The organism is Luteimonas sp. KH_071, from assembly GCF_057838005.1.
On the sequence record NZ_CM174458.1, the window covers coordinates 1,967,927 to 1,991,474 of the forward strand.

27 protein-coding genes are annotated in these 23,548 nt (G+C 67.1%); 19 read left to right on the plus strand and 8 right to left on the minus strand.

The annotated features are described in order from the left end of the window. Positions 1-82 precede the first annotated feature (82 nt). Genes AC3IRM_RS09235 through AC3IRM_RS09245 form a run of 3 tightly spaced genes read left to right on the plus strand, consistent with a single transcriptional unit; the run spans position 83 to position 3,203 of the window. Entirely contained in the window at positions 83-931 is an 849-nt protein-coding gene (locus AC3IRM_RS09235) for an N-formylglutamate amidohydrolase (RefSeq protein ID WP_489202886.1), read from the plus strand. Next, entirely contained in the window at positions 928-2,142 is a 1,215-nt protein-coding gene (locus AC3IRM_RS09240) for a peptidase MATCAP family protein (protein WP_489202887.1), read from the plus strand. Before AC3IRM_RS09235 ends, AC3IRM_RS09240 begins: the two co-directional genes overlap by 4 nt. Further along, positions 2,139-3,203: an ATP-grasp domain-containing protein gene (locus AC3IRM_RS09245; protein WP_489202888.1), complete on the plus strand. Its 1,065-nt coding sequence runs from the start codon at positions 2,139-2,141 to the stop codon at positions 3,201-3,203. The genes AC3IRM_RS09240 and AC3IRM_RS09245 overlap by 4 nt, the downstream gene beginning before the upstream one ends. Before the next feature lie 173 nt (positions 3,204-3,376). Here the strand turns inward: AC3IRM_RS09245 and AC3IRM_RS09250 are convergent, their stop codons facing one another. Then, complete coding sequence (locus AC3IRM_RS09250; protein ID WP_489202889.1) at positions 3,377-5,707, minus strand: FdhF/YdeP family oxidoreductase; 2,331 nt, start codon at positions 5,705-5,707, stop codon at positions 3,377-3,379. A 116-nt stretch (positions 5,708-5,823) separates the two neighbouring features. Here AC3IRM_RS09250 and AC3IRM_RS09255 point away from each other — a divergent pair, with 116 nt between their 5' ends. Next, positions 5,824-6,003 (plus strand): CPXCG motif-containing cysteine-rich protein, encoded by a 180-nt coding sequence (locus AC3IRM_RS09255; RefSeq protein WP_159681730.1) that lies wholly within the window; start codon positions 5,824-5,826, stop codon positions 6,001-6,003. A 7-nt stretch (positions 6,004-6,010) separates the two neighbouring features. Here AC3IRM_RS09255 and AC3IRM_RS09260 read toward each other — a convergent pair whose 3' ends face one another. Continuing rightward, positions 6,011-6,217, minus strand: a complete 207-nt coding sequence (locus AC3IRM_RS09260) for a hypothetical protein (RefSeq protein WP_489202890.1) — start codon at positions 6,215-6,217, stop codon at positions 6,011-6,013. A gap of 179 nt (positions 6,218-6,396) precedes the next feature. Between AC3IRM_RS09260 and AC3IRM_RS09265 the strand changes: the two genes are divergently transcribed. Together AC3IRM_RS09265 and AC3IRM_RS09270 are read left to right on the plus strand one after the other, a co-directional pair. Beyond that, positions 6,397-7,137: a Crp/Fnr family transcriptional regulator gene (locus tag AC3IRM_RS09265; protein ID WP_489202891.1), complete on the plus strand. Its 741-nt coding sequence runs from the start codon at positions 6,397-6,399 to the stop codon at positions 7,135-7,137. A 100-nt stretch (positions 7,138-7,237) separates the two neighbouring features. Then, on the plus strand, positions 7,238-7,525 hold the full coding sequence (locus AC3IRM_RS09270; RefSeq protein ID WP_489202892.1) for a DUF3247 family protein: 288 nt from the start codon (positions 7,238-7,240) through the stop codon (positions 7,523-7,525). A gap of 97 nt (positions 7,526-7,622) precedes the next feature. Here the strand turns inward: AC3IRM_RS09270 and AC3IRM_RS09275 are convergent, their stop codons facing one another. Further along, positions 7,623-8,399 carry a hypothetical protein gene (locus AC3IRM_RS09275; RefSeq protein WP_489202893.1) on the minus strand — a complete coding sequence of 259 codons (777 nt, stop codon included), beginning with the start codon at positions 8,397-8,399 and terminating at the stop codon, positions 7,623-7,625. 213 nt (positions 8,400-8,612) lie between these two features. Between AC3IRM_RS09275 and AC3IRM_RS09280 the strand changes: the two genes are divergently transcribed. The 5 genes from AC3IRM_RS09280 to AC3IRM_RS09300 all read left to right on the plus strand — a co-directional run bounded on the left by AC3IRM_RS09280 (position 8,613) and on the right by AC3IRM_RS09300 (position 15,003). After that, positions 8,613-9,881, plus strand: coding sequence for an MFS transporter (locus tag AC3IRM_RS09280; RefSeq protein WP_489205889.1), 1,269 nt, complete (start codon positions 8,613-8,615; stop codon positions 9,879-9,881). Then, complete coding sequence (ggpS, locus tag AC3IRM_RS09285; RefSeq protein WP_489202894.1) at positions 9,878-12,220, plus strand: glucosylglycerol-phosphate synthase; 2,343 nt, start codon at positions 9,878-9,880, stop codon at positions 12,218-12,220. Before AC3IRM_RS09280 ends, ggpS begins: the two co-directional genes overlap by 4 nt. 355 nt (positions 12,221-12,575) lie before the next feature. Then, positions 12,576-12,992, plus strand: coding sequence for an MliC family protein (locus AC3IRM_RS09290; protein ID WP_489202895.1), 417 nt, complete (start codon positions 12,576-12,578; stop codon positions 12,990-12,992). Positions 12,993-13,093: 101 nt separating this feature from the next. Further along, positions 13,094-13,489, plus strand: coding sequence for an MliC family protein (locus tag AC3IRM_RS09295; RefSeq protein WP_489202896.1), 396 nt, complete (start codon positions 13,094-13,096; stop codon positions 13,487-13,489). A 209-nt stretch (positions 13,490-13,698) separates the two neighbouring features. Further along, positions 13,699-15,003, plus strand: coding sequence for a short-chain fatty acid transporter (locus AC3IRM_RS09300; RefSeq protein ID WP_489202897.1), 1,305 nt, complete (start codon positions 13,699-13,701; stop codon positions 15,001-15,003). Between the two features lie 48 nt (positions 15,004-15,051). Here the strand turns inward: AC3IRM_RS09300 and AC3IRM_RS09305 are convergent, their stop codons facing one another. From AC3IRM_RS09305 to AC3IRM_RS09320, 4 genes are all read right to left on the minus strand, one after another. Next, entirely contained in the window at positions 15,052-16,422 is a 1,371-nt protein-coding gene (locus AC3IRM_RS09305) for an amidohydrolase family protein (RefSeq protein WP_489202898.1), read from the minus strand. Then, on the minus strand, positions 16,419-16,664 hold the full coding sequence (locus tag AC3IRM_RS09310; protein ID WP_489202899.1) for a DUF2789 domain-containing protein: 246 nt from the start codon (positions 16,662-16,664) through the stop codon (positions 16,419-16,421). Before AC3IRM_RS09310 ends, AC3IRM_RS09305 begins: the two co-directional genes overlap by 4 nt. Positions 16,665-16,805: 141 nt before the next feature. Next, positions 16,806-16,982 carry a DUF1328 domain-containing protein gene (locus AC3IRM_RS09315; protein WP_310235146.1) on the minus strand — a complete coding sequence of 59 codons (177 nt, stop codon included), beginning with the start codon at positions 16,980-16,982 and terminating at the stop codon, positions 16,806-16,808. 100 nt (positions 16,983-17,082) lie between these two features. Continuing rightward, the gene (locus AC3IRM_RS09320) at positions 17,083-17,709 is read right to left on the minus strand and encodes a DUF998 domain-containing protein (RefSeq protein ID WP_489202900.1); all 627 of its coding nucleotides are present in this window, start codon (positions 17,707-17,709) and stop codon (positions 17,083-17,085) included. A gap of 105 nt (positions 17,710-17,814) precedes the next feature. On the opposite strand from AC3IRM_RS09320, the gene AC3IRM_RS09325 reads away from it, so the two are divergent. From AC3IRM_RS09325 to AC3IRM_RS09350, 6 genes are all read left to right on the plus strand, one after another. Then, entirely contained in the window at positions 17,815-18,861 is a 1,047-nt protein-coding gene (locus AC3IRM_RS09325) for an ROK family protein (RefSeq protein ID WP_489202901.1), read from the plus strand. A gap of 159 nt (positions 18,862-19,020) precedes the next feature. Beyond that, positions 19,021-19,689 carry a class I SAM-dependent methyltransferase gene (locus tag AC3IRM_RS09330; RefSeq protein WP_489202902.1) on the plus strand — a complete coding sequence of 223 codons (669 nt, stop codon included), beginning with the start codon at positions 19,021-19,023 and terminating at the stop codon, positions 19,687-19,689. Beyond that, positions 19,686-19,988 carry a YkgJ family cysteine cluster protein gene (locus AC3IRM_RS09335; protein WP_489202903.1) on the plus strand — a complete coding sequence of 101 codons (303 nt, stop codon included), beginning with the start codon at positions 19,686-19,688 and terminating at the stop codon, positions 19,986-19,988. Before AC3IRM_RS09330 ends, AC3IRM_RS09335 begins: the two co-directional genes overlap by 4 nt. A gap of 13 nt (positions 19,989-20,001) precedes the next feature. Continuing rightward, entirely contained in the window at positions 20,002-20,247 is a 246-nt protein-coding gene (locus AC3IRM_RS09340) for a hypothetical protein (protein WP_489202904.1), read from the plus strand. A gap of 80 nt (positions 20,248-20,327) precedes the next feature. Beyond that, a complete protein-coding gene (locus AC3IRM_RS09345; RefSeq protein WP_489202905.1) occupies positions 20,328-21,128 on the plus strand; it encodes an SDR family oxidoreductase in 801 nt (266 codons plus the stop codon). A 119-nt stretch (positions 21,129-21,247) separates the two neighbouring features. Further along, positions 21,248-21,613 (plus strand): glycine zipper 2TM domain-containing protein, encoded by a 366-nt coding sequence (locus tag AC3IRM_RS09350; protein ID WP_489202906.1) that lies wholly within the window; start codon positions 21,248-21,250, stop codon positions 21,611-21,613. 77 nt (positions 21,614-21,690) lie between these two features. Here the strand turns inward: AC3IRM_RS09350 and AC3IRM_RS09355 are convergent, their stop codons facing one another. After that, positions 21,691-22,227, minus strand: coding sequence for a DUF2058 domain-containing protein (locus AC3IRM_RS09355; RefSeq protein WP_489202907.1), 537 nt, complete (start codon positions 22,225-22,227; stop codon positions 21,691-21,693). 29 nt (positions 22,228-22,256) lie between these two features. Between AC3IRM_RS09355 and AC3IRM_RS09360 the strand changes: the two genes are divergently transcribed. Then, a complete protein-coding gene (locus tag AC3IRM_RS09360; RefSeq protein ID WP_489202908.1) occupies positions 22,257-22,808 on the plus strand; it encodes a M48 metallopeptidase family protein in 552 nt (183 codons plus the stop codon). A gap of 131 nt (positions 22,809-22,939) precedes the next feature. Further along, a complete protein-coding gene (locus tag AC3IRM_RS09365; protein WP_489202909.1) occupies positions 22,940-23,539 on the plus strand; it encodes a nitroreductase family protein in 600 nt (199 codons plus the stop codon). The last annotated feature ends 9 nt before the right edge of the window (positions 23,540-23,548 follow it).

The window sequence follows — 23,548 nt, forward strand, 5'->3', positions numbered from 1 at the left end:
CGATTGTAGGTTAAACAGTCGTCAAGGCCGGGCACCGATGTGGTCACGACCGCATCATTCCCGGATTGCGAGCATGCGCGCCATGCCTGATTTACGCCGTCCCGCCCCCGCCCCGCTGTTCTCCGACACCACGCCGCCAGCGTTGCTCGAGCGCGTCGACGCCTGGGATCTCGCCGTTGCCGACGGTCCGGTCATCGCGACCGCGATCCACGACGGCCACGCATTGCGTCCTTCGCTGCGATCACGCGTCGCGCTCGACGACGATGCGCGCTGGCGCGAGGAGGACCCCCTCACCAGTCTGCTGACCCAGGTGGGCGACACCCGCCTGCGGGTGCGCCAGTCGCGCTTCGAGGTGGATCTCAACCGCGCCCGCGCTGAAGCCGTCTACACCGCCCCCGAGGCTGCCTGGGGCCTGGAGGTGTGGAAGGCGCCGCTCGAAGAAGTAGAGCACGAGACTTCGCTCGCGCTGCACGACCGCTTCTACGACATGGTCGGCGAGTTGATTGATCGCACCGTCGATCGTTGGGGCAGCGCGTTGCTGATCGACATCCACAGCTACAACCATCGCCGCGACGGGCCGGACGCGCCGCCTGCCTCGCAGGATGCCAACCCCGATATCGAACTGGGCATCACCACCCTCGATCCCGACCGCTGGGGCGATACCGCCCGGCGCTTCGCAAATGTGCTGCGCCGCCATCCGGTGCGCGGCGTGTTGCCGGATGTGCGTTGCAATGTGCGCTTTCCAACCGGCGGCCACTTTCCGGAATGGGTCTACGCGCACTGGGGCGATCGGGTCTGCACGATCTCGCCGGAATACAAAAAGATCTTCATGGACGAATGGAGCGGTCAGGCGGATATCTCCGCGCTGTACGCCCTGCGCGACGGCCTGTCACACGCGGTCGACGCCGTGCGTCCGGAGTTTCTCAAGTGAGCGCGGGTGTTGCCCGGCGGCCGGTCGCCCGACCGTTGCCGCCGGTGGCTGCACACGTGGACGCTTCGCTGGCCGCGCTCGATGCGCGTCTCGACTGGCTGCTCGCCCTGTCGCCGCTCGATGGTGTGGGCCTGTGGGATACGTTCGAGTCGTCCGGCCGCACGATCGAACCGACGCTGCGTTATGTCGACCTCGACACCGACTTGGTACAGACGCGTCAGACGCTCGATGCGCTGCCCGTCGCGGAGATCGAATCGCCTGCGTTGCAAGCCCTGCTCGCCGAGAAGCAGGGCGAACTCGGCCGCATGATCGATCTGGTCGAGCAGCGCGACCAGCCGGGCTTCGTCGACGCCAGTGAGGCGCTGTTCGGCGCAGTGGAGCCGGAGCTGGTCGATCTGGCGCAGCGTATTCTCGCGACCGTCGGCAGCAGCGAACCGCTGACTGCGGATTGCGGTATCGATGAAGTCCGCAGCCAGGTCGACGCCGAGATCGCCTGGTATCGCGCGCAGGCGCCGGACTTCCATATCGACGTCGTCGTCGATACCGACATCAGTTCGATGCTGATGGTCTCGCACGGCACGTTCTACATCGACGGCAACATCCGCCTGCCGAGGGCGCGCGTGCAGCCGTTGATCCAGCACGAAATCGGCACCCACGTGGTCACGCGGCACAACGGGCGACAGCAGGCGTTGCGCCAGCTTGAAGTCGGTCTGGCGCACTACGATCCGATGCAGGAAGGCCTGGGCGTGCTCGGCGAATTCCTCGCCGGCTATCTGCCCGGCGAACGCCTGCGCATTCTGGCCGCGCGCGTGGTCGCGACCTCGATGGCCGCGAACGGCGAGCAACTGCCGGCGATCTTCGCCTGCCTGCATGAAGCCCACGAAATGCCCACCGACGATGCCTTTGATGTCGCGGTCCGCGCGCGGCGCGGCGGCGGCCTCACCAAGGACGCGGTGTATCTGCGTGGCCTTCGCGATCTGCTGGCTTACCTGGAAGCGGGTGGAGAGTTCGACGCCCTCTTCCTCGGCAAGTTCGCGCTGCCGCAACTCGAGCTGCTGGAGGCACTGATCGACGACGGATGGATCGTGCCGCCCGCGCTGCTGCCCCGCTACACCACGCACGACGATTTCCGCAGCCGTCTCGACGCCTGCCGGCGCACCCCGATCGAACGCCTCTTCCACACACACCGCACCCCGGAGCACGCTGCATGACAGACGGACACCCCCTGCGTTTCGGCTTTGTCGTCAACGACGTCGATACCGAGCAGGACAACTACACCACGATCCGTCTAGCCCGCCGCGCCCTCTCGCGCGGCCATGAGATCGCACTGATCGGCCTTGCCGATTTCACCTATGACGCCGACGGCACCGTGCGTGCCTGTGCCCACATGCCCTGCGGCCAGGACTATGCCGACGATGCGGCATTGCTGGCCGACCTGCAGTCCGACGGCTGCCCGACCGAACGCATCTCCGTCGATGATCTCGACGTGCTGATGCTGCGCAGCGATCCCGCCGACGAGATGGTCGAGCGCCCCTGGGCGCCGGGCAGCGGCTTGCTGTTCGCGCAACTCAGTGCACTCAAGCGGGCGCTGGTCGTGAACGACCCGATGCATCTGACCGATGCGTCCAACAAGACCTACTTCCAGCATTTCCCCGAGGACGTCCGGCCGGTCACCTGCATCAGCCGGGATGTCGAGGAGATCAAGGCCTTCATCGAAGCGCGCGAAGGCTACGGCGTCATCAAGCCGCTGCAGGGTTCGGGCGGCCAGAGCGTCTTCGTGGTCACGCCCGAGAGCGGCGGTAACCTCAACCAGATGATCGACGCGGTACTGCGCGACGGCTACGCGATCGCGCAGGAATATCTGCCCAAGGCAAAAGACGGCGATCTGCGCCTGCTGATGCTCAACGGCCGCCCGCTCGAAGTCGACGGCACCTACGCCTGCATCCGCCGCTACAACGACAGTGGCGACGCGCGCAGCAACATCAGCGCCGGCGGGAAGTACGAGATGGCCAAGCCCGACGCCGACGCCCTCCGGCTGGCCGAGCTGGTCGCGCCCAAGCTGATCCGCGACGGGATGTATTTCGTCGGCCTCGACATCGTCGGCGACAAGCTGATGGAAGTGAATGTCGACACGCCCGGCGGCATCAACATGCTCGAAGAGCTGACCGGTCTCGATTTCTCCGGGCGCATCCTCGACGACCTCGAGCGCAAGCTGCGCCTGCGCAAGCACTACGGCAGGACGCTCAGCAACGTCGAACTGGCGATGCTGTAACTGGCGCGCTGCGCCTCAGATCCGGTTGGCGACCTCGATGAGGCCGCCACTCGGAATCACGGGCATGCAGCGACAGGATCGGCTGGACGCCCTTTCGCGTGGCGACGGCCCTTGTTCGGTGCGGAGCGGCCGCAGCGCAGCGCCGCATGTGCATCTGACGTGGTCGACGAGGCTCAACCCGGCGCAGGCCCTGCAGGCACCGGTGCGTGGCCGCCCCGCACCACACGCACCGGGACCGACTTGCCTGCGGGCACGTGACTGTCGATCGCATGGTGCGAGACCGGGATCAGCGGATTGCATTCCGGATAGTAGGCCGCGATGCAGCCGCGCGGAATGCGATATGGAATCGCGCGCAGTCCGCCGACCTCGCGGACCTCGGCATCCCCGTCAAAGTCAGCGGCGAGCGTGATCTGCTCTCCGTCGGCGAGCCCCAGCTCGGCGATGTCCTCGGCATTCATCAGGACAACGCGGCGGGTGCCATCGATGCCACGGAAGCGGTCGTGATACCCGTAGACAGTGGTGTTGAACTGGTCGTTGCTACGCACCGTCAGCAGGCGATAGCGCCCTGCCCGGTCTTCGAACCCGGTCGCGCAGAGTACGTCGGGCACATGGAACTCGGCCTTGCCGCTCTCGGTGGACCAGCGGCGTTCGCGCGCAGCGACCGGGCGCGGAAAACCGCCCGGCGTATGCAGGCGTGCGTTGAAGTCCCTGAACTGGTCGGGATAGGTCGCCTCGATCGCGTCGCGCACCCGCGCGTAATCGTCGACCCAGGCCTGCCAGGGCGCACAGGCCGCCCGCTCCGGCGGCAGGATCGCCTGCGCCAGTGCGGCGACGATCGCTGGCTCCGAGCGCAGCATCGGGCCAGCCGGCGGACTGTTGCCGAACGAAGCGTGGATGCAGGTCGTGCTGTCCTCGATGCTGACGTGCTGCGCGACCCCGCCCTGCACGTCCTCCTCGATCCGCCCCAGGCACGGCAGCAGCAGGGTCTCGCGACCGCACAGCAGATGGTTGCGGTTGAGATGCGTGGCGATCTGCAGGCTCAACGCGAGTCCCTGCCAGGCCGGTTCCAGCCGACCGGTATCGGGCGCGGCACGGGAAAAATTGCCGCCGAGACCGATGAAGGCTTCGACGCTGCCGTCGAGAATGCCCTCCACCGTCCCGACTGTATCGAGCCCCTTTTCGCGCGGCGGCTCGAAACCATATTGCGCGGCGAGTGTGTCGAGCGGCACGAGCTCGGGCTTCTCGGAAATACCGACCGTGCGCTGCCCCTGCACGTTCGAATGCCCGCGCACCGGGCAGATGCCGGCGCCCGGGCGGCCGACATTGCCACGCATCAGGGCGAGGTTGCAGACCATGCGTACGTTGTCGACGCCGTGGCGATGCTGGGTCAGACCCATGCCGTAGATCAGGATCGACGACTCGGCCCGGGCGTACACCCCGGCGACGCCTTCGATGTCGGCGCGCGACAGTCCGCTCTCGCGTTCGATCTCGGTCCAGTCTGCCGCCCGCAGCCACGCTTCGAATGCGTCGAAGCCGTGGGTGTGGGTCTCGATGAAACCGACATCGAGCACGCGCGCGCGCCCTTCCGTCTGCGCCGCATCGTCGAGATCGAGCAAGGCACGCGCCAGGCCCTGCATCAGCGCGATGTCGCCGCCGGCGCGTACCGGAAAGTAGGCGTTGCTGATCCGCGTCGACGCGCCGGTGACCATCGCCAGCGGTTCCTGCGGATTGGTGAAGCGCTCCCAGCCGCGTTCGTACAGGGGATTGAACGTGATGATCTCGGCGCCGCGGCGCGCGGCTTCCTGCAAGGGATGCAGCATGCGCGGGCTGTTGACGCCGACGTTCTGGCCGAACGAAAGGATGCAGTCGGTGTGCTCGAAGTCTTCCAGCAACACCGTGCCCACGGGCACGCCGATGCTGCGCGGCAGACCGACCGACGTGCTTTCGTGACACATGTTGGAGCTGTCGGGCAGATTGTTGTTGCCGTAGAGCCGCGCCAGCAGGCCGTACATGTAGGAGGTTTCGAGCGATGCGCGGCCGGACGCGTAGAACACGGCGCGCTCGGGTGCCATGCCGCGCATCACGCCGCCGGCGATCGCGAAGGCCTCGTCCCAGGACACCGGTACATAGTGATCGCTGGCAGCGTCGTATCGCATCGGCTCGACCAGCCGGCCTGCGGCCTCGAGATCGTGGTCGGCCCAGGTCAGCAGTTCGGTCACGGTGTGCTTCGCGAAGAACGCGGCATCGGCGCGACGGGTGTCGAGCTCCCACATCGTGGCCTTCGCGCCGTTTTCGCAGAACTCGGCGGTGTGCGGCTCGGCCGGCTTGGCCCACGAACAACTGACGCAGGCGAACCCGTCGATCTTGTTCTGGCGTTGCAGCTGCCGGGCGCCTTCGATCGTCTGCGCGCCATCACCGGTGCCGTAACGCAGCAGCGACTTCACCGACCCCCAACCGCCTGCAGGTGCCTCGTACGGCTTGAAGGTGGGGTGCGACTCGGTCATGACGGGCTCCTGCTTCAACGCTGGGAATCAAGCGCTTACCGTCGCCCAGCGCGCCTGCCCTCGACGTGAAGCCGTTGCTCACGGTGCCCCCACGCGGCCGTCCACATGATCGACGCATGCAGGATGTCGCCAAATTGCGCTGCCCCTGGTGCGGGGAACGGTTCGAAACGCTGGTCGACGCCAGCGTCGGCGACGCGGACTATGTCGAGGATTGCCCCGTGTGTTGTCGGCCCATCGAAATGCACCTGGCCGTCGACGACGATGGCATCCGGCTAGACGCCGGGCGCGAGGACTGACCTGCCTTCAGGCGTGATCGGGCCCGACAGGGGTCAGTTCCCAGAATGTGCGCACGAGGGGCGCCGCATCGTCCCAGTCCACCTCGGGATTGCGCCGCAGCCGGATCCAGCCCTCGCGCAACTGCGCCTCGCAGTCGCTCCAGGCGCGATCGCCCAGGTACTCCCGCGACATCTGTCCATAGACCCGGCACAACTCGACGTCATCTGCGTTCACGCCGATACCCCTGTTGAGCGTAGTGTTGCGAAGCCTCCTGACACCGGCATCGCGTCGACAGCATGTGAACGGCACGCATACAGGTCTGTTCGCTAACGCACGTAGTGCATTCAGCTGTATGCGCGTTGCCGTACATACGGCGCCGCATTCAGCCGGGAAAATCCATACTCGTTCATCCGATGGACCTTTCGCTGCGCATGAAGAAGAAAGCGCCCTGGGCGCCGCTCAATGGATTGCTGCAGGACCTGCCCGACGATGTCTGCGACCGCGTCGGTGACGAAGTCCAGCTGGTCGACATGCCGGCCGGCAAGGTGCTGCACGAAGCCAATGTGGCCCAGACGACCATCTACTTCCCGCGTGAGGGCATCGTGTCGCTGATGTACGCCCTTGAGAGTGGCGACACCAGCGAATTCGCGATGGTCGGCAACGAGGGCATGGTCGGCGTGGGCCTGCTGACAGGCGCGCGCAGCGTGCCGACGCGCGCGGTGGTCAAGGTCGGCGGCGAAGCGCTGGCCCTGCGCGGCGAGTTCGCGGTCCGCGAATTCCAGCGTGGCGGCGCGTTCCAGGAAATCCTGCTGCGCTATTTCCAGGCGTTGATCACCCATACCGCGATGACCGGCGTCTGCAACCGCCACCACACCGTCGACAAGCAGCTCTCGCGCTGGCTACTGCTGGTCAACGACCGGGTCGGCTCCGTCGAGATCAAGATGACCCAGGAGCAGATCGCGCATCTGCTGGGCGTGCGCCGCGAGGGCATCACCGAGGCCGCGCGGCGGCTGCAGGAAGAAGGCTGCATCCGCTACAGCCGCGGGGTGATCCAGGTGCTGGATCGCGAATGCCTGGCGGCACGCACCTGCGAGTGCTACGGCGTTGTGCGGACCGAGTACGACCGTCTGCTACGCCCTGCGCTCGACAGCTGAGTCGCTCGGGCGCCGGTGTCGGGGGCCTCTTGCCTTCCGTCCTCACGGTCTGTTGCGCGGGTGGCGCGAGCATAGGCGTCCGTCACCGGAGAAGCCGTCCATGAGTCAGACACCGCCACGCATCTTCACCAGCCGCGAGGATCTCGAAGCGATCGAGCGGCGCATCGTTCTGCTCGACGACGAGGCCCGGGTGCGGGTCACGCTGGACGACGGTGCCGTTGTCGAGGGCACGGTGTCCGCCCGGCCGACGCTGGAGATTTTCCGGAACAGCGATGGCGACGAAGGCCACAACGCGCGCTTGCGGCTCGACGATCTGGAACATCCGGACACCCCGCACTACCTCTGGGTGGGCGACGTGCGCGACATCGAGCAGCTGGGCGCAGCCTGAGGTCGTCACAACGCTGCGCGTGCGGGCCTGAAAGCAGCCATCGGCTGCCGGCGAATTGGGTCTGGGACACATGCACGCGCGTCAGCCGCGTTGACGTTCAACCCTCGCAGCGCACGCGGCGGGTGACATTGCCCGCCGCGTCCTCGACCAGCAGCACATCGGCCCCGTCGAGGGTCAGTGTCCGTGTCTCGTTCCAGGTGTCACCTTCGCCCTCGTACCGGCCTTCGAGGTGGACCGTGTCGGCATCAGGCGTCCGCACCATCACCGGTGTCACCGTGCTCTCGTAGAAGCGCAGCAACTCGGGCTCGATGTGCAGCACCAGGTCGCTGCCGTCCGATCCGCAGGCCTCTGCGCTGGCGTCCCAATGTCCCAGAAAGCGCGCAGGCATCGCGGTCGATGCGGAGGTGTCGCCCATTTCGTCCGGTGGGGTCGGCGGCGGCATGGACGCAGGCCGCGCGCAGCCGCGGAACGGGCCGCGACCATCGATCGTCAACAGGCCGGTCATCGGGAAGCGGGCTCCGGACATATCGTCTTCGCAGCGCATGCGGCGCACGATCACGACGATGTCGCCGGTCGCGTCGGCGGCATCCAGGCGCAGGCCGTCCGCGGTCATCGAACTGCGCACGTCCGGGAACAAGCGGCCGGCTTCGTCCGGACCGCTCAGCACGATCGCACCCCGCTCGAAGCGCGCCTGCCAGAAGGGTTCGTTGGTCAACACGACCACGTCCTCTTCTGCGTCTGCATCCGCGCGCGGTGTCGTGGGGCCTGGCGCAGGTATCGCGCCATCGGCGGCGTCCGCTGACGTCGCGTCGGGTTGGCAGCCGGCCATCAACAGCACGGCGGGCAGCAGCAGTCGGAACGCATGGATTCGCATGACAGGTCATCTCTCGGATCGGCTGCCACAGCTTCGCCCGACGCGTGTTCATTTTTGGTCACGTCATCCGTGACCGGGCGCAAGCGCATGATTGCAATAGGGTTTTCGCTGCAATGCAGCATCCGGACGAGCTGTCGATAACCGGTGAAAATATTCAATATTTTCAATATGTTATAGTTACACACCTTCGCTGCATGCCGTGGAGGTTCCGCCATTCCAGTCGTCCGTAATCTCGCCGCGCTGCTCGTCGGTGTCGCCCTGCTGCTGATGGGCAGCGGGCTGCTCGGGACGTTGCTGGCCGTGCGCGGCGGTCTCGAGGGCTTCAGTGACCAGACGCTTGGCCTGATCATGTCCGGCTACTTCGTCGGCTTCTTCCTCGGCACTTACCTCGCGCCTGGGCTGATCCAGCGCATCGGCCACATCCGCGCCTTCGCGTTCTATGCGGCGCTGTGCGCGGCGGCGATCCTGCTGCATCCGATCTTCATCGATCCCTGGGCCTGGGCCGCGCTGCGGGTGATCACCGGCATCGCGCTGGTCGGTCTGTACACGGTCATCGAAAGCTGGCTCAACGTCGAGGCGCCGCCGGAAAAGCGCAGCCAGGTCTTCGCGGTCTACATGGCGGTGAACCTGCTGGCACTGGCGGCCGGGCAATGGTTGATCGGCTTCCAGGATCCCGCGTCGTTCGCACTTTTCAGCATCGTCGCGATCCTGATCTGCCTGGCGGCGCTGCCGGTGGTCGCCAGCCGCATGACCCAGCCGACGTTGCCGGTCGTGCCGCGCCTGGCATTGGCCGCGCTGTGGCGCACCGCGCCTGCGGCGGCCACGGGCGCACTCCTGGCCGGTGTGGCGATGGGGGGCTTCTGGGGCATGGGCGCGGTCTATGCAGCAGGCGTGGGCCTCGATCTGCAGGGCATCGCGTCGCTGATGAGCGCGACGATCCTCGGCGGTGCGCTGCTGCAGTGGCCGATCGGTCGCCTCTCCGACGGTGGCGACCGGCGCACGACACTGGCCCTGATCTGCGCGGCAGCCGCGCTGATCGGTGTGGCGATGATGTTCGCCGGCGATCGTTCGCAGCTGGCGCTGTTCGGCCTGTTCTTCCTGTTCGGTGGCGTGGCGTTCGCGATCTATCCGATCTGCGTCGCGCACCTGCTCGATCACCTGCCGACCGAGGACACGCTGTCGGGCTGTTCCAGCCTCCTGCTGCTCAACGGCGTCGGCTCGGCGATCGGCCCGGCGATCGTCGGCTTTGCGATGTCGCGCTTCGGCCCGACCGCCCTGCCCGCCTCGTTCGCGCTGATTCTCGGGGCGCTCGCGCTCATCGCCGCCGGTCGCCGCCTGCTGCGCCAGCGCGACAACGACCATCCGTCGGTCTTCCATCCGATGCTGCGCACCACGCCGTCCGCGCTCGAACTGCTGCCTGAAACCGGCCCCGCACCCGAGGGCCCCGACCTTTCCGATCCACATCACAAGGACCCACATTGACTCAGGAAACGACCACACCCGACCTCACACCCGCCAATACCCCGTTCGTGCCGCGACTGATGCTCGCGACCGACCTCGACGGCACCTTTCTCGCCGGCTCTCCCGCGCACCGCCAGCAGCTCTACCGCCTGGTCGACCGCCATCCCGAGATCCGCCTGACCTTCGTCACCGGCCGCGGCCTCGAAGCCGTCATGCCGCTGCTGTCCGATCCCAGCCTGCCGCGTCCCGACTACGTGATCTGCGATGTCGGCGGCACCGTCGTCGACGGCCACACGTTGCAGCCGATCCAGCCCCTGCAGACGCGCATCGACCGTCGCTGGCCGGGCGAGCGCGCCGTGGCCGATGCGATGGCCGGCTTCGCCGGTCTTGTGCGCCAGGACGTGCCGCAGGAACGCCGCTGCTCCTACTTCTGTGAGCCCGAAGCGCTGGCCGATGTGCGCGGCGATATCGAAGCCACCGCCCGCAAGCTCGGCTGTTCGGTGCTGTATTCGGCCGACCGCTATCTAGACATCCTCCCGCCCGACACCGACAAGGGCCGCACGCTCGCCGCGCTCGCCGATCATCTGGAACTGCCGCGCGAGCGCGTGCTCGTCGCCGGCGACACGCTCAACGACCTGTCGATGTACACCTCCGGGTTCCAAGGCGTGTGCGTGGGTGAATCGGAGCCGGCGCTCGTCAAGGCCACCGACCAGCTGTCCAACGTGTTTCATGCCCAGGCGCCGGGTTGCGGCGGCATCCTCGAGGCGATCACGCACTTCGACCTGCTCGACGCCGACGATCCGCATCTGCGCAAGACCGCCGAGCCCGCCACCGGCCAGTCGGATCTGGTGATGGTCTATCACCGCTTGCCATACGAGGAATACGTGGAAGACGGCCAGCGCAAGCGCCGGCGCCCGACCTCGCCCAACGGCATCATTCCCAGCCTGCTCGGCTTCTTCGGCAGCGGCCAGAAAGGCTCCTGGGTCGCGTGGAGCGTAGATGACCCGAAGCTCGGCAAGTTCGAGACACGCACACCCGTCGATGCCGACGCCTATCCCAACCTCACCGTCGCCCGCGTGCCGCTGACCCACAGCGAGGTGGACGCGTTCTACAAGCGGTTCTCGAAGGAAGCGTTCTGGCCGATGCTGCACACCTTCTGGGAACGTGCGCGTTTTAACGAGGACGACTGGAAGATCTATCTGCGCGTGAACCGCAAGTTCGCCGAGGCCACCGCCGCCGAAGCCGCGCCCGGGGCGACGGTCTGGCTGCACGACTACAACCTGTGGATGGTGCCTGCCTACCTGCGCGAACTGCGTCCGGACGTGCGCATCGCATTCTTCCACCACACTTACTTCCCGTCCGCCGACGTGTTCAACGTGGTGCCGTGGCGCCGCGAAATCCTCGGCAGCCTGCTGCAGTGCGACTACATCGGCTTTCACATCCCGCGCCAGGTCGAGAACTTCGTCGACGTGGTGCGCGGCGCGATGCCCACTGAAGTGCTGAAGCGCGAAGGCTGCGCCCCGCGGTTCCTGACCTACGGCTGCGCGGTGGGCATGGACGAGATGAGTACGCGCATCCGTGTCGGCGACCGCGAAGTGGGCCTCGGCGCGCACCCGGTCGGCACCGATCTCAAGCGCATCGAGACCGGGCTGGCACATCCGCGGGTGCGTGTGCGGCTGGAGCAGATCCGCCGCGAATTCTCCGGTCGCAAGCTAGTGCTGTCGGTCGAGCGTCTCGACTACACCAAGGGCACGCTCGAGAAGCTGCTCGCCTTCGAACGCCTGCTCGGTGAACAGCCCGACCTGCGCGGCAAGGTCACGCTATTGATGGTGTGCGTGCCGGCGGCGAAGGAGATGACCGTCTATCAGGAGCTGCAGACGCAGATCGAGCAGGCGGTGGGCCGGATCAACGGCCGCCACGCGATGCTGGACTGGTCGCCGGTGCGGTTCTTCGCCCGCGGCCTGCCGTTCGAGGAAGTGCTGGCGCACTACGCGGCCGCCGATGTGATGTGGATCACGCCGCTGCGTGACGGCCTGAACCTGGTCGCCAAGGAATTCGTGGCAGCGCACGGCATCGAGGGCTCGTCAGGCACGCTGGTACTGTCGGAATTCGCCGGTGCGGCCGCCGAACTCAAGGGCGCGGTGCTGACCAATCCGCACGACCTGACGGATCTCGTCGCCGGCCTGCGGCAGGCGCTGTCGATGCCGGAGCACGAAGCCGTCGGCCGGCAGCGCCAACTGTTCGACATCGTCCGCTATTACGACGTCGAACGCTGGGGCCGTGATTTCCTCGAAGCCGTCGACACCGCCGGCAGCGGCGCCGACCAGCATCGCTACGCGATGCGCGGCCTCGCGGCCTGATCGGATGCAGGGGCGCTTCGTGCAGGCATGTACGAAGCGCGTTCGCGTGTTGCATCGGCATTCGCGCTCTTTCGTTGGCAGCGCATTCCAGCCCTGGCATCGCGTGCCGGAATAAACGCATGCATCCAGTACCTGTCCCTTCGAGAGAGATCGTCGGGTGCGGGATATCGAGAGGCAGTCGTCGATCGGCATCTTCGCGCGAACCTTTGACACGATGGGTTTCGTTGCGCTTTACCCATCCTCCGAGCAGCACAGGCCTCGCTTACGACAACGCCACCCTCCGTTCACCGCACCTTCCCTAGCCTGCAGTCACCTGTCGGCACCACGCCGTCGCCCGACTCGAAGAGGACGCCCTATGCGCGCAGCACCCGCAACCGCTCTCCTGCTCACGTTGGCCCTGGCCGCATGTGGCGGTGAATCGACACCCGCATCGCCGGCCACGGACACGCCACCGCCTCCTGCCGCTACCGCTGCGGAAGAAGCACCGCCCACCGGCTCGCTCGCCGCGCGCGAAGCCGAGACCGCGCCGTCGAACACGATCAACTACGACTGCGAAGGCACGCGCATCACGCTCGCGCAGGAAGGCGAAGGCGATGACGCCCGGGTGCAGTTCGTCGTCGACGGCGTGACATTGGATCTGCCGCGCGCGGAGACCGCACAAGGCGATCGTTTCGCCGATGCCGACGGCAACGTGTTCTGGAGCCACGGCACCGACGAGGCGCGTCTGACTCTGCAGGGCCAGCACGAACGCAACTGCGTGCGCGTCTACTGACGCATTCGCCCATTCATCGCCTCCGTGTGCCGGAGGCGATATCCTCGGTCTGCTCTCCCCGCCCCCACGCGTCGATCGATCCCCAAGGCAAGGAGACGACCATGCGCTGGTTTGCACCTGGATTCACCGTGGCCATTGGCCTGTCGCTGGCGGCCTGTTCGCCGGCCGAAGCACCCACCGTCGATGATTCGCCTACGCCGCCGGTGGCCGAGAATACCGACGCCGCGACGCCGGATTCCGGATCGCCCGCACCGCAGGTGATCCATTACGACTGCGAAGGCACGCCCGTGGATGCCACGTTCGATGGCCATGGCCAGGTCAGTGTCGCGGTCGGCGGCGACCACCATGTGCTGCGTACCGAAGACGGGCCGACCGGGACCAAGTACATGGACGAAGCCGGCGTGGTGTTGTGGACGCGAGGCGGACACGACGCGCTGTTGACGCGTCCCGATCATCCCGACCGCATCTGTACCGGCGCGCCCGCCGCACCGCTCTGAGCTGAAGGCTCGCGTGCGTGCATCCGCGCGCACGCGTTCGCCACGCCCTCTCTCGAGCGACGCGCACGGTTGAATCGCGCAAGCGTCTTCCTGCATCACGCACGACGCTTCGCACCGCGACGCGGCCGGCAGCAGTAGACCATCGTCCAGCAGGCATGCCGGTGCTGCACCGCTAAGCTGCGCGGTCGTTTCCCACGCCGGTACCCACCATGTTCCAGCGCGCCACGCGCCTGTCCGTTCGGCTCGTCGAACGGTTCCTGCCCGATGCCTACGTCTTCGTCCTGATCTTCACCGCGCTGGCCGCCATCGCCGCCCTGGCGATCGAACAGACGTCGCCGCTCGAACTCGTCCGCTACTGGGGCACCGGCTTCTGGGAACTGCTCGGCTTTTCCATGCAGATGCTGCTGGTCCTGGTGACCGGCTTCATTCTCGCCAAGACTCCGCCGGTCAAGCGCGGCCTGACGTGGATGGCCTCGCGTTGCCGCACGCCGAAGACCGCGATTGTCGTGGTGACCCTCGTCGCGATGGCCGCCAACTGGATCAATTGGGGTTTCGGACTCGTCATCGGCGCGCTGTTCGCCCGTGAAGTGGCGCGCTTCGTGAAAGTGGATTACCGGTTGCTGGTGGCGAGCGCCTATTCGGGCTTCGTCATCTGGCACGGCGGCCTGTCGGGTTCGATCCCGCTGACGATCGCCACCGAAGGCCATTTCATGCAGGCGGCCATCGGACTGATTCCGGCATCGGACACCATCTTCGCGCCCTTCAATCTGCTGATCATCGGGCTGCTGGTGATCGCGATCCCGCTGATCAACCGCGCAATGACGCCGAGCGATCAGGACGCGGTGCTGTTCACGCCGCCCGAAGACCCGGAACCGCCAGTGCTCGCGCGCGACTCGAGCCCGGCCGAACGCCTCGAGCACAGCGGGATCCTATCGGTCGCGGTGGGCATCGCCGGCCTGGTGTTCCTCGCCGATCATTTCATCGCCGGCGGCGGACTCAATCTCAACATCGTCAATTACGGCTTCCTGATGCTCGGCATCGTGCTGCATCGCACGCCGGCGCGCCTGCTCGCGGCGCTGCAGGAAGCGATCAAGGGCGGCGCCGGCATCGTGATCCAGTTCCCGTTCTATGCCGGCATCATGGCGATCCTCGTCGGCTCCGGGCTGGCGACGACAATGTCGGGATGGTTTGCGTCCTTCGCCAGCGCAGACACACTGCCTGTGCTGACGTTCCTGTCGGCGGGCCTGATCAACATGTTCGTGCCGTCCGGGGGCGGCCAGTGGGCCGTGCAGGCGCCGGTGATGATCCCGGCGGCGCAGGCGCTGGGCGCCGATCTGCCGCGCGTGGCGATGGCCGTGGCCTGGGGCGATGCGTGGACCAGCATGCTGCAGCCGTTCTTCGCCCTGCCACTGCTCGCCATCGCTGGGCTCAAGATCAAGGACATCATGGGGTATTGCCTGATGGTGCTGTTCGCATCGGGCGCGATCATCAGCCTGGTGTTTCTGCTGTTCTGATCGATCCGTGCAGGTCCGCCGCGCGACAGGCGCGCGGCGGGTCGCCGGTCACTCCGCGTGGCGCTCGGCAATCTCCGACAGGCGCGCGTCGAGTGCTTCGCGCGGCCACCAGCGACCGCGCGCCATGACGCCGAGCGGCGTCTGCGCATGCGACAGGTCCTCGCGCGGATCACCCGCAAGGAGCACCAGATCCGCACGACGGCCAACTTCGACAGTGCCGAATGCATCGGGCGTGCCCAGCGCCTGCGCCGCATTGCGCGTGCCGGTGACCAGCACGTCGTAAGGCGTCAGACCCGAGGCCTGCATCATCGCCATCTCGCGATGGATGGAGAAACCCGGCACGTTGAAAAACTGCGGGGCGTCGGAACCGAGCACGATCGGCGCACCGCCGTCGTGCAAGGCCTTCAGCAGCTCGCGGCGCAGCGTGACGAGTGCCTGCGCTGCGTCCGGCTGGAAGGTCTCGCGCGCCGCGTATTCGTGCTTGGCGCGGCGCCAGCGTTCGCGCTCCGACGCCGGCATGTAACGCATCTCCGGCCACTGCAGCATCGCCTCGGCCGTCTCCGTCGAGGCCATGTGTTCGACCAGGGTCAGCGTCGGCACATTCCAGGTCCCGGCAGCACGGGTCCACGTGACGGCGTCTTCGATCCGCCCACGCTCGACCCACTGCACCCAGCCGCTGCCGAACCAGCCCGCTTCGCGATCACCGGTGTCGGTCCCCGGCGGCACCAGGAATTCCACGTAGCGGTCGAAATGATCGATCGAGGCCTGCTTCGCGTCGAGCGCCACCTCGAGCGGCACGCCGTCCGGGATATGACCGGCGAACGGAATGCCTACTTCATCGGCCGTCTCGGCCATCCGCGGATACGCATCGGCAGGAATACTGCCGATCTTGACCAGGTCGAATCCGGCGGCGTGATGCGCGCGTACGTCCCGTGCAGCCGCGTCGGCATCCTCGCTGCGCAACCACGGACTGGCCACGACCATCGTCGGACCATTGACCTCACCGCGTTCGATGCGCGCGCGCAGTTCGGGATGCGAGACATCGCCCGACATGTTGCGCACCAGGGTCACGCCGTTGGCGAGATACAGATCGAGCGTGTCCTGCACATAGGCGGGATCGTCGCCGCCAGGCACGTGCCCATGGAACTCCGCCAGTCCGGGCATCAGCACCCGGCCCTCTCCGGCAATGCGCGTGGCGTCGTCGGGCACATCGACGCTGGCGCTCGGGCCGACGGCGACGATGCGTCCATCGCGGACCAGGACCGTCTGTGATTCCAGGCGGACATCGCGATCCATCGGCAGCACGTCGACATCGACGAATGCGAAAGCGCCTGCAGTGCCTGCATCGCCGGTCGACTGGGCGTGCGCGGCCCCCGCCAACAGCAACGTGGACGCGGCGAGACCCTGCAACCACCTCATGTGGACGGACGCGCGTGCAGCGCGACATTGAGCTGGTCGATCACGACGATCCAGTCGGCGTCCTCGATGCGCTCCTCGCGCAGCAGCTGCGCTTGCGACTCGGTCCAGAACGGCGCTCCTTCCAGTCGCATGTCGTCGGGCAACGGCCCATGCGCGGCGATGAAGGCACGGATCGAGGCCTCGTCGTTCGGGAGGCCCAGCTGGGCGAAGAGTTCTGAAAACGGATGGACGGTCGATTCCACGGTGCACTCCAGGTTGGTCGTGCAACGAGCCTAACGCGGCCCACGTCAACGCAGGCGCAGGCGCTGCTCGTGTGCGGATCCCGGAAACGCGAACCGCCCGGCAAGCGGGCGGTTCGGTCGACACAGATGAAGCTGCGCGGGCTAACGGACGACTTTTTTCGCCACCGTCAGGCCCAGCACGAACAGGACGACGGCGATGATGACCGCGGCCCAGAACAGGAACTTCGCAATGCCCATCGCGCCACCGGCGACACCGCTGAAACCCAGCGCGCCGGCGACGAGGCCGATGACGGCGAAAATGATGGCCCACTTGATCATGAAACGTTCTCCTTGCGGGGCGACGCGAGCACGCGTCGCCAGTGACGAAATCTTCCGCCGGGCCTGGTGCGCAGCACGTGAACGCAACACGCGCGTCGCTTCAGCGCAGACGCATCGCCAGCAAGCGCAGGACGCAGACCATCCAGCCGAGAATCAGCACGATCACGGACTTCTGCGCGAGCCCACGTGGTGCCTCGCGCCACGCAGCCAGGATCCACACCGACGCAAAACACAGCAACGCCCAAGGCAATGCCCAGCGCGCCGTCCGCCGCCACGCCGGATCGCGCAGGAACCCGAGCGCCTGGACCACCATGCCGGTCGTCGCGAACAGGAACGCGCCCTGCGCGGACACGCCATGGATCAAACCTTCCAGCGAACGGTCCACGCCCGGCATGTCCATCCACGCGTAGGCGGTGATCGACAGCGACATGCCCGCGAGCACGAACAGCAGCAGCGCCGCAACGCTTCGCGCCTGTGGTGCATGCGCTTCGCGCAGCGCCCAGCCCAGCGCGACCATGCCGACGCCGAGCGCGACGTAAGCGATCTGCAGCAGCGGACCCCAGTCGCCGATCAGATACAGACTCATCTGGCTGGCGACCGGATCGAGTTCGGGGCGCAACAGGTGCAGCGCGACCGCCGCGGTGACGAACACAGCGAGACTCGCGGCCGCGATGTGGTGCGCGCGACGGATCGCCGGGTGTTGCGTGGTGTCGGGGTGTTCGGACATCGGGAAACGGGGGTCTGAAGATCGCGACGCATGCTACCGGAGCCGTCACGTTCCGCTACCCGCCCAGCCGTGACGATGCGGGACACTCCGCAAGCCTGTGCCCCGATGCCGCGCGATACCCGCAACCGCCACGCCGCGATCCGCCTCCCCGATCTACGCATCGACAGCTGCAATCTGCCGTTGCGGGATCCAGACGGCGACGGATTCCTCGGCGATCGCGCGAGCCAGACGGCGTTCCGGCGCTTTCTCGACGCACGACGCCGGCACCACTTCACCGGACGCCGCGATCCCTTCGGCCGCACGGCGACGCACGCGATCCCGAAAAGCGAGATCGACCTGGTGCTGGTCGGTGGCGACGCCGATGCTGCGCATCTCGTGCATGCGGCGGTCGAGGATCACGCGCACCAGCTCGCGGGCGTGGTGCGTGGATTTCTGGCAACCGAGGAGTGGCACGGGGTGCGTCGCATCGTCATCGGCGGCGGTTTTCCGGGCAGCCGCGTGGGCGCGCTGTCGGCCCGCCGCGCTGCGCGTCTGCTCAAGCTCGCACGCAGCGGCGTGGACCTGTCGCTGCTGCGCCACGATGGCGACGACGCCGGGCTGCTCGGCTGGGTGCCGCTGGCACCCGCGGTGACGCATCGACACGACGCGTTCCTCGCCGTCGATATCGGCGGCACCAACATCCGCTGCGGCATCGTGGCGCCGCATCTCGATGAGCGCGACGACGGCAGCCGCGCGCGGGTCCTGGAGCGCAGCCAGTGGCGGCACGCCACCGAATCGCCGGATCGAGAGGATGCGGTGGTCCGCATGGCGGCCATGCTCAACGGACTGATCGCACACGCACGCACGCTCGGCCTGCGGCTCTCGCCCTTCGTCGGTATTGCGTGTCCGGGGCAGATCGACCTCGACGGCCGCATCCTGCACGGCGCGCAGAACCTGCCGGGCGACTGGGAGGCCGAGGATTTCCTGCTGGCGGATGCGCTGCAGTCAAGGCTGGACCGCATCGGCAACCGCGCACCGAGGGTGCTGCTGCACAACGACGCCGTGGTGCAGGGGCTCAGCGAGCGACCTCGCATGCTCGCTGTCGAGCGCTGGGGCGTGCTGACCATCGGCACCGGGCTCGGCAACGCCAGCTACACCAACCACCGCGGCTGAACCGGCCCGAGGCCCTTGGGCCGGTCCGGGGCGTCCGGATGCTATGCTCGATTCTCGGGCCGCGCCCGATCCGTGCGCTCCGCGCGACCTGAGCCGTCGCCCGCCTCGCTTTCTCTCCCGCGTGACCGCCCCTCGAGGGCTCCGCTCACAGGAAGCTTCGTGCCCGGTTACTCCACACGTATCGTGACCGTCCAGGTCGGTGGCCATGACTACCGCCTGCGCGTCCTCGGCGACCTGCAGCAGTTCGCCGATCCCGATGGTCATGGTGCGGATCTGGGGATTTCGTCGGCGCAGTGGTCGCTGTTCGGCCAGGTGTGGCCCTCCGGCCGCCTGCTCGCGCAGACGATGGAACGTGCGGATGTGGCGGGCAAACGTATTCTCGAGACCGGTTGCGGTCTCGCATTGTCGAGTCTGGTGCTCCAGCGTCGTGGCGCGATCATCGTCGCGTCCGATGTGCACCCGCTCGCCGAAGGATTTCTCGCCTACAACGCGGCGCTCAACGCGTTGGATGCGGTGCACTACCGGCAGATGCGCTGGGACGTCGAACTCACCACGCTCGGTCGGTTCGACATGATCATCGCGTCCGACGTGCTCTACGAACGGGCGCACGCGGCGCTGCTGGCGGATGTGGTCGAGCGCTATGCGCAGCCGATCGCCGAGATCGTGATCAGCGATCCCGGCCGCGGCAACAGCGCGGCCCTGAGCCGGCTGCTCGATGCGCAGGGCTTCTCGCTGCACGAGTCGCGCGCGGGCATCGACAACGACGCCGCCGCGTTGCCGCGCGGCCGCCTGCTGCACTACCGCCGCGGCATGGGGCGCCTGCAATGAGCGAGCGCGCCGACTGCGACCGTTGCGATGCCGTGTGTTGCCGCCTCACGGTGGTGCTGCAACCGGGCGACGCTGTCCCGGAACGTTTCACCGATGTCACCGACGCCGGACTGCCGGTCATGGCGCGTGACGAGGAAGGCTGGTGCGTCGCCATCGACAGTGCCCGCATGTGTTGTTCGATTTACGAAAGCCGTCCTGACGTCTGCCGACGTTTCGTCATGGATGGTCCTTACTGCCGCGACATCCGTGCCGATTACATCGAGCGTGGCAGTCGCGGTATCCCGCTGGCGATGTATTGACGGAGTCCACCGGATGTCCAGACCCAAAACCCCGAGTCCCCCGCAGTCCGACACGCGTCACCTGTTCGCAGGCGCACGCAAACCCAACGAGCGTGGCGCATCGCTGACCAGCGACCGCATCGCCGATGATCTGGCCTCGTTCCGCAAGTCGGGCGGCAAGATCGAAGTGCTTGGCAACACGCGCACACTGACCCGTATCGACGGACCTGCGGTGCCGCCGCCGGTCGAAGCCGCGCCGCGCAAGCGCCGCGCGAGCTGATTGCCGCGCCGTCGTCCTGACGACGGCGCGTCGATCCACGTGTCCCTAATGTGTCGGCCTGTCTTCCAGGAGCCGCCCGCATGTCGCTGACGCCGCCGATCCGGCCTTTCGATGCAACGCCCCTGCGCGATCGCGTGGTGCTCGTCACCGGCGGCGCGCAGGGCATCGGACGCGGCATCGCGCAGGCAGTGCTGGGCGCAGGCGGACGCGTGGTCATCGGTGATCTCGACCGTGATGCAGGCAAAGCCTGTCTCGCGGAATGGGACGTGGGCGATCGCGCACGCTTCCTGCCGCTCGACGTGTCGCGCGAAGCCTCGGTGCGGACATTCGCAACCCGAGCACTGGCGGCGTTCGGTCGCATCGACGGTCTCGTCAACAATGCCGGCCCGGCCGACCCGGTGATCGATGACGTGTCGACGCTGTCGCTGCTCGACTGGCGTCGGTTTATCGACAGCCATCTGACCGGCACCTTCCTGTGCAGCAAGCACGCCCTGCCTGCCTTGCGCGAAGCGCGCGGCGCCATCGTCAACATCGCCTCCAGCCGGGTGCTGCAATCCGAGCCACATACCGAAGCCTATGCATCGGCAAAGGGTGGCGTGGTCGGGTTCACCCATGCGCTGGCGATCAGCGAAGGGCCGCAAGTGCGGGTCAATGCGATCAGCCCGGGCTGGATCGTCACCGACGACTGGCGCAAGCCGGCGGCGCGACGCACGCCGAAACTCTCGAAGCGCGATCACGCCCAGCACCCCGTGGGACGTGCCGGCGTGCCCGGCGACATCGGCGCACTGGCAGTGCATCTGCTTTCGGACGCCGCGGCGTTCATCACGGGTCAGAACATCGTGGTCGATGGCGGCATGACGCGGACGATGCAGTACGCGTGACGTCGGCGTCACGCTGCGCCCCCGGTGCTGAACCGCTGCCCTGGGTTCCCACGTTTTTCACCTGCGATTGCCCGCACGGCTGCAAGGATGCAGGTCTGTCATCCGCACGGAGAACACCCATGAAGCCGATCCGCACCCTGCTCGCCCTTGGCCTGCTCTCACTGGCCGGCACGACGCTCGTCCACGCCCAGACCTATGGCCCCGAGGACGAGGGACGCCGCTTCAACGACGGCAGCCGTGTGGTCTGCGACGACGTCGAAGTCCAGCGCAACACCAGCGATCCGAATCGCGTCGGCGGCACCGCTGCAGGCGCCGTGATCGGTGGTCTGGTCGGCAACCAGATCGGCAGCGGCAGTGGTCGCAAGATCGCGACGGTGGGTGGCGCTGTCGCAGGTGGCGCGATCGGCCGCAACGTGCAGGGCAATCGCCAGGAAGCGAACGGCAATCGCGTCGTCGAAACCCGCTGCGAACGCGTGCGTCGCTGAATCTGGAACACGCGTTCTGGAAGTTCGATCACCCGGACGGGTCGGCCATATGCCGGCCCGTTCGCGTATGCGCCGTATTACCAGACCAGATCGTCCGGCACCGCGTACCTGGGATCGTCGTAGTCGTCGTCGCTGCCCTGCCCTGACGCGCCGTCCGCATGATCGAGCACGATCGCCCGAGGATCACGTTCGCGCACACGCGCCACGACGGCGCGCGGCAGCAGCACGAAGCTGCCGTCGAGCCGTGCGATCACCAGCGCGCCGCTGGCCAGCTGGCGCGCCTGGGCGTCATCGACCACGACGTTGCGGATGCCGCCGTCGACATCGAACCGGTAGGCACGCTCGCCGGTCGACCTGACCTGGTTGTCGACGATCAGTTGGCGCGCCTGGCTGCGACGCTCGCGTTCGCGCGCTTCCTCGTTGCGCGCCTGCGCGAGCGCGCGGTCGCGCTCGGCCTTTTCCTGCCGCACGCGCTCGACCTCGCGCTGCGATTCGGTCTTCGCCGTGGGCTGTTTGCCGTGTCGCGCCTTCGTCTGCTCGCGCGCGATTTCAGCCACCTTGCCCTTCTTGACCAGGCCGGCCTTCAACAGCTGTTCCTGCAGCGGATTGCGCATGCCTCATCGTCCACGGTGTTCGGACGTCGATGATACCGGCTGCGCGATGCCCGCTCCGGCGCTATGGTGCCGCGATGGATCCCCTGCCCTACCTCGCCGGCTATCCGTCCGACGTCCAGATGCGTGTGCGTGCGCTGCGCGACACAGGGCGCCTCGGCGATTATCTCGCCCGGCGCTATCCCGACCCGCACGCGGTCCGCAACGATCGCCAGCTCTACGACTATGTGCAGGCGCTCAAGGACCGGTATCTGCGCCAGTCCACGCCGCTGCACAAGGCGATCTACGACGGCAAACTGCAGGTGCTCAAACACGCCCTGGGCACGCATACGACGGTGTCCCGCGTGCAGGGTGGACGGTTGAAGGCGAATCGCGAGATCCGCATCGCCAGCGTGTTCCGCGAGGCGCCCGCCGCGTTCCTCGAAATGATCGTGGTGCATGAACTGGCGCATCTGAAGGAAAGCGACCACAACCGCGCCTTCTACAAACTGTGCACGCACATGTCGCCGGATTACCACCAGCTCGAATTCGATCTGCGGCTGTATCTGATGCACCAGGACACCGCTTCGAAGACAGCTGGCTGAACGCGACGCGCGACATGCGCGCGAATGCAACGATCCTTCCCGATTCTTCGGGTCGTTCCACCCATGGTGTGGATGCAGACTTGTGAACAGGCCGCCTTCGCGGCACCGATCCGTCCACCACGAGTCCGACCATGTCCAACACCTTCATCGCCGCCGCCACCCGTCGCCGTAGCCAGTACGCCCTCGGCAAGGCGCTGCCGCTGTCGCAGGCCGACACCACCGCGCTGATCCAGGAAGCCGTGCGTCAGGCCCCCTCCTCGTTCAACTCGCAGAGCTCGCGCGCCGTGATCCTGTTCGGCGATGCGAGCCTGAAATTCTGGGGCTTCGTCGAGGACGCGCTGCGCAAGATCGTGCCGGCCGATGGATTCGCCGACACCAAGGCCAAGCTCGACAGTTTCGCTGCCGGTGCGGGCACGGTGTTGTTCTACGAGGACACTGCGACGGTCCAGGCGCTGCAGGAGAAGTTCCCGCTCTACGCCGACAACTTCCCGGTGTGGTCCGAGCATTCGAGCGGCATCGCGCAGTACGCCGTGTGGACCGCGCTGGCCGAAGCGGACATCGGCGCGAGCCTGCAGCACTACAACCCGCTGCCCGACGCTGCCGTCGCAGCCGAGTGGGATCTCCCGCCGACGTGGCGCCTGCGCGCGCAGATGCCGTTCGGTTCGCACGAAGCCGGTTTCGGCGAGAAGACCTTCATCGACGACGCCATCCGGTTCCGCGTGCACGGCTGATCCCCGCCG

Excerpts from the sequence above, each read along its gene's own strand:
- AC3IRM_RS09275 (WP_489202893.1), bottom strand. The coding sequence starts at position 8,399 with ATGCGAATCCATGCGTTCCGACTGCTGCTGCCCGCCGTGCTGTTGATG.
- AC3IRM_RS09245 (WP_489202888.1), top strand. The coding sequence starts at position 2,139 with ATGACAGACGGACACCCCCTGCGTTTCGGCTTTGTCGTCAACGACGTC.
- AC3IRM_RS09365 (WP_489202909.1), top strand. The coding sequence starts at position 22,940 with ATGTCCAACACCTTCATCGCCGCCGCCACCCGTCGCCGTAGCCAGTAC.
- AC3IRM_RS09270 (WP_489202892.1), top strand. The coding sequence starts at position 7,238 with ATGAGTCAGACACCGCCACGCATCTTCACCAGCCGCGAGGATCTCGAA.
- AC3IRM_RS09235 (WP_489202886.1), top strand. The coding sequence starts at position 83 with ATGCCTGATTTACGCCGTCCCGCCCCCGCCCCGCTGTTCTCCGACACC.
- AC3IRM_RS09335 (WP_489202903.1), top strand. The coding sequence starts at position 19,686 with ATGAGCGAGCGCGCCGACTGCGACCGTTGCGATGCCGTGTGTTGCCGC.
- AC3IRM_RS09345 (WP_489202905.1), top strand. The coding sequence starts at position 20,328 with ATGTCGCTGACGCCGCCGATCCGGCCTTTCGATGCAACGCCCCTGCGC.
- AC3IRM_RS09305 (WP_489202898.1), bottom strand. The coding sequence starts at position 16,422 with ATGAGGTGGTTGCAGGGTCTCGCCGCGTCCACGTTGCTGTTGGCGGGG.
- AC3IRM_RS09340 (WP_489202904.1), top strand. The coding sequence starts at position 20,002 with ATGTCCAGACCCAAAACCCCGAGTCCCCCGCAGTCCGACACGCGTCAC.
- AC3IRM_RS09265 (WP_489202891.1), top strand. The coding sequence starts at position 6,397 with ATGGACCTTTCGCTGCGCATGAAGAAGAAAGCGCCCTGGGCGCCGCTC.
- AC3IRM_RS09355 (WP_489202907.1), bottom strand. The coding sequence starts at position 22,227 with ATGCGCAATCCGCTGCAGGAACAGCTGTTGAAGGCCGGCCTGGTCAAG.
- AC3IRM_RS09325 (WP_489202901.1), top strand. The coding sequence starts at position 17,815 with ATGCCGCGCGATACCCGCAACCGCCACGCCGCGATCCGCCTCCCCGAT.
- AC3IRM_RS09360 (WP_489202908.1), top strand. The coding sequence starts at position 22,257 with ATGATACCGGCTGCGCGATGCCCGCTCCGGCGCTATGGTGCCGCGATG.
- AC3IRM_RS09250 (WP_489202889.1), bottom strand. The coding sequence starts at position 5,707 with ATGACCGAGTCGCACCCCACCTTCAAGCCGTACGAGGCACCTGCAGGC.
- AC3IRM_RS09320 (WP_489202900.1), bottom strand. The coding sequence starts at position 17,709 with ATGTCCGAACACCCCGACACCACGCAACACCCGGCGATCCGTCGCGCG.
- AC3IRM_RS09350 (WP_489202906.1), top strand. The coding sequence starts at position 21,248 with ATGAAGCCGATCCGCACCCTGCTCGCCCTTGGCCTGCTCTCACTGGCC.
- AC3IRM_RS09300 (WP_489202897.1), top strand. The coding sequence starts at position 13,699 with ATGTTCCAGCGCGCCACGCGCCTGTCCGTTCGGCTCGTCGAACGGTTC.
- AC3IRM_RS09315 (WP_310235146.1), bottom strand. The coding sequence starts at position 16,982 with ATGATCAAGTGGGCCATCATTTTCGCCGTCATCGGCCTCGTCGCCGGC.
- AC3IRM_RS09295 (WP_489202896.1), top strand. The coding sequence starts at position 13,094 with ATGCGCTGGTTTGCACCTGGATTCACCGTGGCCATTGGCCTGTCGCTG.
- AC3IRM_RS09290 (WP_489202895.1), top strand. The coding sequence starts at position 12,576 with ATGCGCGCAGCACCCGCAACCGCTCTCCTGCTCACGTTGGCCCTGGCC.
- AC3IRM_RS09255 (WP_159681730.1), top strand. The coding sequence starts at position 5,824 with ATGCAGGATGTCGCCAAATTGCGCTGCCCCTGGTGCGGGGAACGGTTC.